General features: G+C 68.4%; 12 protein-coding genes and 1 tRNA gene. 9 read left to right on the top strand and 4 right to left on the bottom strand.

The features are described 5' to 3' along the window. Window positions 1-31: 31 nt before the first annotated feature. Entirely contained in the window at window positions 32-631 is a 600-nt protein-coding gene (locus SP6_RS09455; protein WP_037569840.1) for an ankyrin repeat domain-containing protein, read from the bottom strand. A 69-nt stretch (window positions 632-700) separates the two neighbouring features. Here SP6_RS09455 and SP6_RS09450 point away from each other — a divergent pair, with 69 nt between their 5' ends. From SP6_RS09450 to SP6_RS09440, 3 genes are read left to right on the top strand one after another with little or no spacing between them, the layout of a single operon-like run. Then, window positions 701-1,300, top strand: a complete 600-nt coding sequence (locus tag SP6_RS09450; protein ID WP_037569847.1) for an SCO family protein — start codon at window positions 701-703, stop codon at window positions 1,298-1,300. Beyond that, the gene (locus SP6_RS09445) at window positions 1,300-1,728 is read left to right on the top strand and encodes a YcgN family cysteine cluster protein (protein ID WP_007406686.1); all 429 of its coding nucleotides are present in this window, start codon (window positions 1,300-1,302) and stop codon (window positions 1,726-1,728) included. Before SP6_RS09450 ends, SP6_RS09445 begins: the two co-directional genes overlap by 1 nt. Beyond that, on the top strand, window positions 1,725-2,393 hold the full coding sequence (locus SP6_RS09440) for a M48 family metallopeptidase (RefSeq protein WP_007406690.1): 669 nt from the start codon (window positions 1,725-1,727) through the stop codon (window positions 2,391-2,393). The genes SP6_RS09445 and SP6_RS09440 overlap by 4 nt, the downstream gene beginning before the upstream one ends. Here the strand turns inward: SP6_RS09440 and SP6_RS09435 are convergent. Then, on the bottom strand, window positions 2,369-4,573 hold the full coding sequence (locus tag SP6_RS09435; protein WP_082052467.1) for a transglycosylase domain-containing protein: 2,205 nt from the start codon (window positions 4,571-4,573) through the stop codon (window positions 2,369-2,371). The two genes, SP6_RS09440 and SP6_RS09435, sit on opposite strands and share 25 nt — an antisense overlap. Before the next feature lie 206 nt (window positions 4,574-4,779). On the opposite strand from SP6_RS09435, the gene SP6_RS09430 reads away from it, so the two are divergent. Beyond that, window positions 4,780-5,370 (top strand): PilZ domain-containing protein, encoded by a 591-nt coding sequence (locus SP6_RS09430; RefSeq protein ID WP_007406697.1) that lies wholly within the window; start codon window positions 4,780-4,782, stop codon window positions 5,368-5,370. A 150-nt stretch (window positions 5,371-5,520) separates the two neighbouring features. On the opposite strand, the gene SP6_RS09425 is transcribed toward SP6_RS09430, so the two are convergent. Then, window positions 5,521-5,607: transfer RNA gene (locus SP6_RS09425), tRNA-Leu, on the bottom strand. Between the two features lie 136 nt (window positions 5,608-5,743). Here SP6_RS09425 and SP6_RS09420 point away from each other — a divergent pair. Beyond that, complete coding sequence (locus tag SP6_RS09420) at window positions 5,744-7,126, top strand: MATE family efflux transporter (RefSeq protein ID WP_007406675.1); 1,383 nt, start codon at window positions 5,744-5,746, stop codon at window positions 7,124-7,126. A 4-nt stretch (window positions 7,127-7,130) separates the two neighbouring features. Here SP6_RS09420 and SP6_RS09415 read toward each other — a convergent pair whose 3' ends face one another. Further along, a complete protein-coding gene (locus tag SP6_RS09415; protein WP_007406684.1) occupies window positions 7,131-7,868 on the bottom strand; it encodes a zinc-ribbon domain-containing protein in 738 nt (245 codons plus the stop codon). Between the two features lie 142 nt (window positions 7,869-8,010). On the opposite strand from SP6_RS09415, the gene ftsE reads away from it, so the two are divergent. From ftsE to SP6_RS09395, 4 genes are read left to right on the top strand one after another with little or no spacing between them, the layout of a single operon-like run. Then, window positions 8,011-8,733, top strand: a complete 723-nt coding sequence (gene ftsE / locus SP6_RS09410; protein ID WP_007406683.1) for a cell division ATP-binding protein FtsE — start codon at window positions 8,011-8,013, stop codon at window positions 8,731-8,733. Next, complete coding sequence (locus SP6_RS09405) at window positions 8,730-9,617, top strand: cell division protein FtsX (protein ID WP_007406682.1); 888 nt, start codon at window positions 8,730-8,732, stop codon at window positions 9,615-9,617. The genes ftsE and SP6_RS09405 overlap by 4 nt, the downstream gene beginning before the upstream one ends. Continuing rightward, window positions 9,614-10,150 (top strand): YdcF family protein, encoded by a 537-nt coding sequence (locus tag SP6_RS09400; RefSeq protein WP_037569839.1) that lies wholly within the window; start codon window positions 9,614-9,616, stop codon window positions 10,148-10,150. The genes SP6_RS09405 and SP6_RS09400 overlap by 4 nt, the downstream gene beginning before the upstream one ends. Continuing rightward, complete coding sequence (locus tag SP6_RS09395; protein WP_007406687.1) at window positions 10,147-10,842, top strand: lysophospholipid acyltransferase family protein; 696 nt, start codon at window positions 10,147-10,149, stop codon at window positions 10,840-10,842. The genes SP6_RS09400 and SP6_RS09395 overlap by 4 nt, the downstream gene beginning before the upstream one ends. Window positions 10,843-10,900: the final 58 nt, after the last annotated feature.

Genomic DNA, 10,900 nt, shown 5'->3' with positions numbered 1-10,900 from the left:
CCACCTCCCCTTGCAGGGGAGGAATGAGAATTCAGAACTTCGGGCCCGCCACCGCCGCACGGGCTTTTTTCGGCGTTTCGGCGAGCAGCTTGGCGATGGCGGCGTTGCGCGAATCCTGGGTGGCATAGTCGCGCGCGCTCAGGCCGGCGATATTGTCGGCCTGGTCGGGATCGGCCCCGGCGGCGAGCAATTCGCGGACCATCGCGATGTCATGGCGCTGGACCGCGCGGATCAGCGGGGTTTCGCCACCCGAATTGCCGATATTGGGATTGGCCTTGGCCGCGGTCAGGATGCGGATCATGTCGGGCTGGCCGCCCGCCACCGCCAGCAGCAGCGGCGTGTTCCCGCGCCCGTCGCGCAGATTGGGATCGGCGCCTTTTTGCAGCAGGAAGCGCAAGTACGTCTCGTCGCCGCGCTTGATGACGATGTGCAGTGCGCCTTCGCCGTTCGTCACGTCGCGGGTGTTGATGATGCTGGCGCCGGGGCGATCCAGCATGTTCGTCACCTCATTGCCCTTGGCGTCCTTCACCGCCTGCAGGAACTTGTAGCTTTCCGACTGCATCATCTGCGCCGTGGCGGGCAGGGCGAGGCTACCCAGAAGCGCGGCGGCCAGCAGGGGGCGAAGGGACATGAAGCGAGATCCTGAACGATAGGGCATGACTTGCAAGTGGCGATTTATCACAGCAAGGCTGTCGCCGTCATGACCCGATTATTCCCGTTCTTTGCAGGCGCCCTGGCACTAGCCGTCGCCGGCTGCGGCTCCGGCCCCCAGACGTCTGCGCAGGAGCAGCCGCCGCTCGCGGGCGCGAAGATCGGCGGGCCATTCCGCCTGACCGGTGCCGATGGCCGCACCGTCACCGATCGCGATTTCGCAGGGCGCTACCGGGTCATGTATTTCGGCTATACCTTCTGCCCCGATGTTTGCCCCACCGACATGCAGGCGATCGCGGCCGGCCTGAAACTGCTCGACAAGAGCGCGCCGGCCAAGGCGAAGAAGATCGCGGCCGTGTTCGTCACCGTCGATCCCGAGCGCGATACGCCGGAGGTGGTCGGCCGCTTCGCCGCCGCCTTCGACCCGCGCATCGTCGGGCTGACCGGCACGCCGGCGCAGATCGACGCGGCGAAAAAGGCCTATGCCGTCTGGTCGCAAAAGGGCGATCCGGCGCCGGGCGGCGGCTATCTCGTCAACCATAGCCGCCAGGTCTATCTGATGGACCCGGCGGGCAAGCCGCTGGCACTGGTCCCCTCGGACGAAGGGCCGCAGGCGGTCGCCGCCACGCTCGACCGCTGGGTGCAGTGATGGAGCGCTTTTGGGAAAAGCCGATCGAAAGCCTCGACCGCGCGCAGTGGGAGGCGTTGTGCGACGGTTGCGGCAAATGCTGCATCCACAAGCTGGAGGATGAGGAGACGGGCGAGCTGGTGCCGACCAATGTCGCGTGCCGTCTGCTCGACCGGCGCAGCGGACAATGCTCCAATTATCGCCACCGCCGCGCTTACGTCTCCGAATGCGTACGGCTGACCATGGGCAATGTCCGGTCGATCGACTGGCTGCCCACCACCTGCGCCTATCGCCTGCGCGCCGCGAACGAGCCGCTGCCCGACTGGCATTATCTGGTCTGCGGCGACCGCGAGGCGGTGCACCGCGCCGGCCAGTCGGTGCGCGGCTGGACGATCAGCGAGGATGATGCCGGCGATTTCGAAAACCATATCGTGGACCGGGAATTGTGATCGACGAAGTCGTGCGGCATCCGACCGCCAAGCGTATCCGGCTGAGCGTCGATCCCGCCACCGGCACCGCGCGGCTGGTGGTGCCCAAGCGCGCCGCGCTGAAATCCGCGCTGGCCTGGGCCGAGGAGAAGCAGGGCTGGATCGCAGAGCAGCGCGCGCGCCTGCCCATGCCGCGCCCCTTCACCCCCGGCGCGGCCATCCCCTTTGGCGACGAGACGCTGACGCTGCATTGGGAAGCCGGCAGCCGCCGGGTGATCCAGCGCGAGCAGGACCGGTTGCTCGCCTCGGGCCCGATCGAGACGCTCGGCCGCCGGATCGAGACCTGGCTGAAGCGGCAGGCACTGGAGGTATTGGCGCGCGAAACGGCCGAGTTCGCCCTCCTTGCAGGCGTCGCGGTGTCGAAGGTCAGCGTCGCCGATCCCAAGGCGCGCTGGGGTAGCTGCGCCTCGTCAGGGGCGATCCGCTATAGCTGGCGGCTGATCCTGGCGCCAGTCTTCGTCCGCCGCGCCACCGTCGCGCATGAGGTCGCGCACCGCGTCCATATGAACCATGCGCCGGCTTTTCACGCGCTGGTCGCGGAACTGCTGGGTAGCGACCCGGCACCCGCCACCGCCTGGTTGCGGCAGCATGGCGCGGGGCTTCACTGGTACGGGCGATCGTCCTGACGCTCGCGTGGGGGCGCGGGGCGCGGGGTACGCGGATCGCGCGGATCACCGCGCGGCGCTGATCCCGCACCACGGCCCGTGACCCGGTCGATCCACGCCTGATCCAATCGCTGTTGCGCCGGGGGTGGCGGCGCATCGGGCGCACTGGGCTGGTCGGGTTGCGCCGGTTGCTGGATCGGCGCAGGCGCGGCCGGATCGCGGTGCATCGGGATTTCCACCGCCTCGCTGCCATCCGGCGCCGCGCCGGCGGTGGGCGGGGGCAGCGGATTGCCATCGGCATCCACCGCCGTCACGCCGTCATCGGGCTGGCCGAAATAGCTCTCCTCATCGGGCTCCAACTGCCATTCGGGCAGCGTGACCTGAGTCTCGAACTGCTCGATCGGCCGGTTGGCGACGGCGACCTTCATATAATCGGCAAAGGCCTTGGCGGGGGCGGTGCCGCCGTGCAGGCCGGCGACCGGCTTGCCATTGTCGCGGCCCATCCAGACGCCCGTGGTGATCCCGCTGGAGAAGCCCAGGAACCAGCCGTCCTTTGAACTGCTGGTCGTGCCCGTCTTGCCCGCGACCGGTCGGCCGATCTGCGCGGCGCGACCCGTGCCGGTGTTGACGGCGGTCTGAAGCAGATCGGTCATCTCGGCGGCGACATAGGGGGCGACCAGCACATGGCTGCGATCGACCTCATGGGTATAGATGGTCTGGCCGTTGGCGATCACCTTGGTGATGCCATAGGGGGTGACCTTTACCCCCTTGTTCGCGACGCTGGCAAAGGCGCTGGTCATGTCGATCACCCGCACTTCGGAAGTGCCGAGCACCATCGAGGGATGGGTGTTGACCGGCGTGGTGATACCGAAGCGACGCGCCATGTCGGCGACCGTCTGGAAGCCGACTTCCTGGCCGAGTTTCGCCGCCACGGTGTTGAGCGAATAGGCGAAGGCGGTGCGCAGCGTCACGCTGCCCGAATTGCGGCGCGAATCGTTGCGCGGGGACCAGCCGTCGATGGTGACGGGCTCGTCGACCACCCGGTCCTCGGGCTTGTGTCCGGCCTCCAGCGCGGCGAGATAGACGAACAGCTTGAACGCCGAACCGGGCTGGCGAACGGCCGTCACCGCGCGATTATAGTTGGTGGTGACATAATCCTTGCCCCCCACCATCGCGCGCACCGCGCCGTCGCGGTCCAGGCTGACCAGCGCGCCCTGCGTCCCCGGGGGCGCATCGGCGCGGATCGCGGTATCGGCGGCGCGCTGCATGTTGAGGTCGAGCGTCGTCCACACGTCGAGCGGCGCGGTCTGCTCGTCGATCAGCGTGTCGAGCTGGGGCAGCGCCCAGTCGGTGAAATAGCGAACCGAATTCTGCTTCGGCTCGGGCGCGAGCTTGAGCGCCTGCGGATCGGCATTGGCGGCCTGTTCGGCCGAAATGAAGCCGTTGCGCTCCATCTGCCCGATGACCACGCCGGCGCGGCCGACAGCGGCCTCGGCATCGGCGGTCGGCGAATAGTTGGACGGCGCCTTGACCAGCCCGGCGATCACCGCGGCTTCCGACAGGCTGAGATGATCCGCGCCGTGGCCGAAGAATTTGCGGCTGGCGGCATCGATGCCATAGGCCCCGCCGCCATAATAGACCTTGTTCAGATACAGCTCGAGGATCTGGTCCTTGGAGAATTTCAGCTCCATCGCCAGGGCCAGGATCGCCTCGCGGAACTTGCGCGCGAACTTCTTCTGATTGTTCAGGAAGATGGTGCGCGTGATCTGCTGGGTGATGGTCGAGCCGCCCTGTTTCCAGCGGCCCTTTTCCAGCCGGACCTCGACCGAGCGGGCGATACCGATCGGATCGACGCCGGGATGTTCGCGGAACCGGCGATCCTCGACCGCCACCGTCGCATCGCGCATGACCTTCGGAATCTTGTCATAGGACAGCCATTCGCCATAGCTCGGCCCGAGCGACACGATCACCGTGCCGTCGACGGCATGGACGCGGATCATCTGGCCGTTGGGCGAGGATTTCAGTTCCTCGAAGCTCGGCAATTGCGACTTGGCGACGAAGACCGCGATGGCCAGCGCGCCGATCGCGAGCACGGCCAGGCCGACAAGAATCTGCAGGGTTACGACGATCCGGCGCCGCCAAGGAGAGCGGGGCTTGGACGAACGAGGCCGGGAAGACCGGGAAGACGGTGCGCGAGGCATGGGACGCCTCGCGAATTACAGGGCTTTGGGGGCGATCACAAGTCGCCTGCTCACCCCGCTGCGACGGACGGCGCGGCCATACGCTGCGGCGAATATGCGTTTCGGGGTCGCACCGCGCGTCAAAGTTGGTATTTTTTTACAGATGATCGATTAAGACGAACGGCGAGCCGTGTCGCGCCAACGTGATCACGGCGGAAAGGGCAGGGATGGAGCAAGTCGAACAACAGGAGAGCGCGTCGCTGGAGCGGCGGGCCGGCAAGCGGCACTCGGCCGTCCTGTTGCTGGGCAAGCTATGCGGCGATCGACCCGGCGTGTGTCTGGTCCACAACATCTCCGCTACTGGCCTGATGGCGCGATTCGTCGATGTGCCCTCGGTCGGGGAATCGATATGCATCGAGGTGCGCGGCCTGCCCCCCGTCCGTGGGACGGTACGATGGGTACGCGGGGCCAAGGCGGGCATCGAGTTCGATTCGCCCCAGCCCTATGAGCGGATATTCCTGCACGAGAATGAGGACGAGACGATCCCGCGTCCTCCGCGATTCGAAATTTCGCTGGCGGCCGATGTCCGGGTGGGCGATCGCAAATTCGCCGCCGAGATGCTCGATATTTCCGCCGGCGGCGCCAAGTTGCGCGCCGATAGTGAGGTCGTGGTCGGGCTGGCCGGACAGATCATCGTGCGGCCGATGGGCACGGCGATCTTCGGCACCATCTGCTGGGTGCGCGACGACCGATTCGGCTTCCGCTTCGTCTCGCCCCTGCCGATCGACACGCTGGCGGCGATCGTCGTACGGCGGTGATGTCCGGCTTTCGGGCTGAATCCTGATGTTTCGACCGGGTGCGCGCACTTCCAATTCCTCCCCTGCAAGGGGAGGATGAACGTGATGACGAAGCGCCTGGCTCCGTCCCCATCATTCTAAATGAAAAAATCCGCCCCCATGGGCGGATATTGGTGCGGTCGAGAAGACTCGAACTTCCACGGCCTTTCGGCCACAACGACCTCAACGTTGCGCGTCTACCAATTCCGCCACGACCGCACTCGATAGTCACCACCGGCAAGCCGGAGGGCTGGTAGGCGGGTGCCCCTAGCAAAGCGATACGGCCTGCGCAAGGGGCCTTTCGTTCGGCCATGACGGGTTTCGCTGTCGGACCAGCAGGACTAGGCAGGCGGGCATGACCGCGCCGCTTCCCCCCGATCGCACGCCCCGGCGGGCGGAAGTCCTCCGTCTGTTCGGCTTGGCCTGGCCGGTGATGCTGACCAGCCTCAACTGGACGATCCTGCACGTCACCGATGTCATCGTGGTCGGGATGGTCGGCGAGCATGAGGTGGCGGCGCTCTCGGCCAGCCGTTCGCTCACCTATATCGCGATCGTCACCGGTCTGGCCTGGTTGTCGGGCGTGCTGGTCCGTGCCTCGCGCGCCGATGGCGCAGGCGACCTGCCCGCGACCGGACAGGCGCTGCGCGACGGGATGGTGCTGGGACTGATGCTGGGGGTGGCGGCGATGCTGATCCTGGGGCTGGGCGGGGCCGCTCTGTTGCGCGGGATCGGTGTCGCGCCGTTGCTGATCGAACCGGGCGCGCGGGTCGTGGCGGTCATGGCGCTGGGCTATCCGTTCCAGATGGTGCTGATCGCCGCCAGCTTCTTTCTGGAGGGGATCAGCCGGCCGCGCCGGGTGACCGTGGTCAATCTGTCGATCCTGCCGATCAACGCTCTGCTCGCCTGGGCCCTGGCGGGCGGGCAGTGGGGCTTGCCGGCGCTGGGCGCGGTCGGCGCGGCGCTGGCGACGGTGATCGCCTCGGCCCTGGGGGCGGTCGCGATGGTGGCCAGCGCGGTGACGCTGCCGCGCGGGGCGGAGCGTGGTGTACAACGCATGGACCGTGCCGCCTGGGCCCCGACGCTGGCGGGTGCCTGGGGGCTGGCACGGTTCGGCACGGTACCGGCCATTGCCTCTGGCCTGGAACTGGCGGGTTTCGCCATTCTGATCGCGCTGTCGACGCGGCTCGGCGATGCCACCGCGCATGGCTTCCAGATCGTCTTCTCGGCCCATAATGTCACCTTCGCGCTGGCGCTCGGCCTGGGATCGGCGGCGGGGGTGCGGGCCGGCAATGCGGTGGGTGAGGGGCAGGCGATCGCGGCGGTGCCGCGCACGCTGCTGGCGGTCGGTCTCGCCGCACTTGCCATGGGGCTGTGCAGCCTGGGGCTGCTGTTGGCGCCGGGGCCCGTCGTCGCGCTGTTCCCCGCACTGCCCCAGGCACATGCGGTGGCGATCGCGATGCTGGCGATCTGGGCGCCCTTCATCCTGTTCGACGGGATGCAGGTGGTGCTGGTCTATGCGCTGCGCTCGCTGGGGGATCAGGTGGCGGCCGGTATCAACAGCATCATCGCCTATTTCCTGGTAACCGGCGGCATCGGCTGGTGGCTGGTCAGCGCCGGATGGGGCGCGGCGGCGCTCGCCTGGGCCTCGGCGGCGGGGATGCTGGTCGCGGCGATGCTGCACGGCGCGCGCTTCGCGATCGTCGCGCGCCGGTTGCAGGCGGGGTCGCGCCCCGCCTGACCGGTCAGTTCGCCGGGTCGCTTTCGCCTGCGAAGCTCAGGTCCAGCCGCTTGGAACTGGGCGGCACGTCGAGCTTGGCCGAGTTGAAGTCCATCGAGGCGCCGGGCCCCAGCGTCCGCTGCTGCGGCGCGATCGTCCAGGAAAAGACGACGCGGCCCTGGGCATCCTTCAACTCGGCGCGAAGATCGGGCACGCGCTGCTGGCCCGAGGACGGATTGATGATCTGCCCCGAAATGGCGAACAGCTCCGAACCATTTTCCAGCTCGCGCCGCTCGATCGGGTTGGAACGCAGTTCCAGCGCCGATTCGGTCGAACCGAAGCCCAGCCAGCCGCCGATGCCCGGCATCCCCGTCCACAGGATCGCCGCCGTCGCGACCAGCATCAGCAGGCCGGCGGCGACCGCGCCGATCGTCCAGCGGCGCACCGGGTTGCGGCGCGCGCGGAAGGGCGGGCGATGGGCAAAGGCGTCAAAGCCGGGATCGCCCGGCGACAGGATCGGCGGAGCCGGCGGCGGCACGATGACCGGGGGCGGCGGGGGTACGGGTTCGGCCGCGATCGGCGCCTCGAACGCGTCGGCGCTCGCATCGTCCTGGGTCGGTACCGGCGCCGGTTCATCCGGATCGGCCGGATTCTGAAACCAGCTATGCCGGCAATGGGCGCAGCGAACGGTCCTTCCCTCGGGCCCGATCGCACTGTCGGGCACCAGATAGCGGGTGCGGCATTCAGGGCATTCGAGGATCATGCGGAACGGCACTTCAACGGACAGGACGAGGCCATCCGGATCAGGCCCCCAAGTATTCCAGTAAGCACGCCGCCCCTAGGCGTGGCAAGCTTGAAGCGCGGAACTTGAAGCGAGGAGCGGGCCATGCCAAGGCCATCCGGGCATGGCGAACATCGTCCAGTTCGAGAATGTCGGTCTGCGATACGGCGCGGGCGAGGAGACGCTGTGTGACGTCAGTTTCACGCTGCGATCCGGGCAATTCTATTTCCTGACCGGGGCGAGCGGCGCGGGCAAGACGTCGCTGCTGCGGCTCCTTTACCTCGCGCAGCGGCCGAGCCGGGGCATCATCCGCCTGTTCGGCGAGGATGCGGTGATCCTGCCGCGCGACCGGCTGCCCGGTTTTCGGCGGCGGATCGGCGTGGTGTTCCAGGATTTCCGCCTGATCCCGCATCTGAGCGCGGCGGACAATATCGCGCTCCCCTTGCGTGTCGCGGGCATGGCCGAATCGGAGATTGCGCGCGCGGTGCGCGAGATGCTCGACTGGATCGGCCTGTCCGAACGCGCCGGCGCGCGCCCCGCGACCCTGTCGGGCGGCGAGCAGCAGCGGGTGGCGATCGCCCGCGCGGTGATCGCACGGCCCGAAATGCTGGTCGCGGACGAACCCACCGGCAATGTCGACCCGGCCATGGCCGAGCGGCTGCTCCATCTGTTCCATTCGCTGCACCGGCTGGGCACCACGGTCGTCATGGCGACCCATGACTGGCATCTGATCGATAGGGTGCCGGGTGGCCACCGCCTGCACCTGAAGCGCGGTCGGCTGGTCGATCCCGAGCCGGTGTCGCCGCCCGAGCCGCCGCGTTCGACCCTCGCGCGGAGTGGCCTATGACGCGCAAGGAATCGGGCGCGGAGGCGCGGGCGCTCGACGATGTCGGCGGGGCGCATGTCATGAGCTGGGTCATCGCGATCATGCTGTTCCTGACCCTGCTGACCGCGGCGGCGGGGCTGGCGACCGGGCAGGCGGCCGGTGCGCTCGACCGGCAGATGGCGGGTCGTCTGACGGTGCAGATCGTCGAGGGCGAGCCGCAGCGGCGCGATGCCGCCGCCGCGCGCGTGCTGGGCGTGCTTCGTGCCCAGGCCGATGTCGCGCGCGCGACCCCGGTGCCGCAGGCCGAACTGGCGCGGATGCTCCAGCCCTGGCTCGGCAGTGATGCGGCCGCCGCCGGGCTGCCCGTGCCGGCGCTGATCGATGTCGATCTGACCAGCGATAGCGGCGCGGCGGTGGCGCGGGTGGCGGCGGCGGTGACGCGGGCGAGCCCGGCGGCGCGGGTCGATTCGCACGCCACCTGGCTGGGCCCGGTCGGACGGCTGCTCGATACCGCCGCCTGGCTGGCCGGGGCGATCATCCTGTTGATGCTGGGCGCGACGGCGGCGGTCGTCATGCTGGCCGCGCGGGCCGGGCTGGAGGCGCATCGCGGCACGATCGAGGTCATCCATATGCTGGGCGCGACCGATCGCCAGGTCGCCCGCCTGTTCCAGCGGCGCATCGCGCTCGACGCCGGGATCGGCGCAGTGGCGGGCAGTGTGGTCGCGGCGATCGCGATCCTGATCGTCGCGCGGCAGGTCGGGGCGCTCGAATCGCAACTGCTTGGTGGCCTGAAGCTGGCGATGGGCGATCTGGCGATGCTGATCGCCTTGCCCTTCGGCTTCGTCGCGCTGGCGGTGGTCGCGGCGCGGCTGGCGGTGCTGGCCCAGATGCGGCGGATGCTCTGATGCTGCGGCTGATCGGTCTCGTCGCGCTCGGCTGGTGCCTGGGGTTCGCCGCCTTCATGCTCAGCCTGCCGCATCCGTTGGAGAACAACACCACCGATGCGATCGTGGTGCCGACCGGCGGGGCGGGGCGGATCGATCGCGGCATCGCGCTGCTTCAGGCGCATCAGGCCAAGCGGATGCTGGTGACCGGGGTCGCGCCGGGCGTGCGGCCGATCGACCTGGCGCGCACCTATCGTACCGCGCCATCGCTGTTTTCCTGCTGTATCGATCTGGGTCTGGAGGCGGTCGACACGCGCTCGAACGCCGAGGAGACGGCGCGCTGGGTGCGCGAGCATGGCTATCGCACGGTGCGGCTGGTCACCTCCGACTGGCATTTGCCGCGCGCGCGGATGGAACTGGTCGCGGCGCTGGGGCCACAAGTGGTGGTGCTGGGCGACGGGGTGCCGTCGGAGCCCAGGCTGGGCACATTGGTCAACGAATATAACAAGCTGATCCTGCGCAGGATCGCGCTTTGGACGGGGATTGGCGCGTGATTCTTCTTCGCAACATCATCTTCGTCGCCATCTTCTATCCGGTGTCGGCGATCATGGCGCTGCTGTCGCCGGCGATCGCGGTGGGCGGGCGGCAGGCGGTGATCCACTGGGCGACGACCTGGACGCGATTCCATCGGATCTGCACCCGCTGGATATTGGGTATCTGCGTGGTGGTGGAGGGGACGCGGCCCACGACGCCCGCGCTCTATCCGGCCAAGCACCAGGCGATGTTCGAGACGATGGAACTGCAGCGGATGCTGGATGCGCCTGCCATGGTGCTGAAGCGCGAACTGGCGAACATTCCGCTCTGGGGCTGGGCGGTGCGCAAATATGGCGCGATCGTCGTCGACCGTGCCGCCTCGGCCAAGGCGATGCGCGGCATGATGCGCGACGCGCAAGGCGCGGTGGGCGAGGGGCGGTCGATCATGATCTTTCCCGAAGGCACGCGGGTGAAGCCCGGCGAGACGCCGCCGCTCAAGCCCGGTTTTGCGGGGTTGTACCGGATGCTGAACCTGCCGGTGGTGCCGGTGGCGACCGATTCGGGACGGGTGTGGCCGCGCAAGGGGCTGAAGCGGCCGGGGGTGGTGACGCTGCGGTTCGGTGAGGTGATCCCGCCGGGCCTGCCCCGCGCCGAGGCCGAAGCAAAGGTGCATGCCGCGATGAATGCGCTGGAAAATATTCCTCCCCTATAAGGGGAGGGGGACCATCCGAAGGATGGTGGAGGGGTGTCCCCCCTGGCCGTGACACCCC

The sequence above is a fragment of the Sphingomonas paucimobilis NBRC 13935 genome, from assembly GCF_000739895.2.
GTDB lineage: Bacteria > Pseudomonadota > Alphaproteobacteria > Sphingomonadales > Sphingomonadaceae > Sphingomonas > Sphingomonas paucimobilis.
The sequence above is the reverse complement of the archived record's forward strand: the minus strand, read 5'-3'. Positions and strand labels throughout refer to the sequence as shown.

Coding starts and splice junctions, on each gene's coding strand:
- SP6_RS09455 (WP_037569840.1), bottom strand. CDS start 631: ATGTCCCTTCGCCCCCTGCTGGCCGCCGCGCTTCTGGGTAGCCTCGCC.
- SP6_RS09450 (WP_037569847.1), top strand. CDS start 701: ATGACCCGATTATTCCCGTTCTTTGCAGGCGCCCTGGCACTAGCCGTC.
- SP6_RS09445 (WP_007406686.1), top strand. CDS start 1,300: ATGGAGCGCTTTTGGGAAAAGCCGATCGAAAGCCTCGACCGCGCGCAG.
- SP6_RS09435 (WP_082052467.1), bottom strand. CDS start 4,573: ATGCCTCGCGCACCGTCTTCCCGGTCTTCCCGGCCTCGTTCGTCCAAG.
- SP6_RS09430 (WP_007406697.1), top strand. CDS start 4,780: ATGGAGCAAGTCGAACAACAGGAGAGCGCGTCGCTGGAGCGGCGGGCC.
- SP6_RS09420 (WP_007406675.1), top strand. CDS start 5,744: ATGACCGCGCCGCTTCCCCCCGATCGCACGCCCCGGCGGGCGGAAGTC.
- SP6_RS09415 (WP_007406684.1), bottom strand. CDS start 7,868: ATGATCCTCGAATGCCCTGAATGCCGCACCCGCTATCTGGTGCCCGAC.
- ftsE (WP_007406683.1), top strand. CDS start 8,011: ATGGCGAACATCGTCCAGTTCGAGAATGTCGGTCTGCGATACGGCGCG.
- SP6_RS09405 (WP_007406682.1), top strand. CDS start 8,730: ATGACGCGCAAGGAATCGGGCGCGGAGGCGCGGGCGCTCGACGATGTC.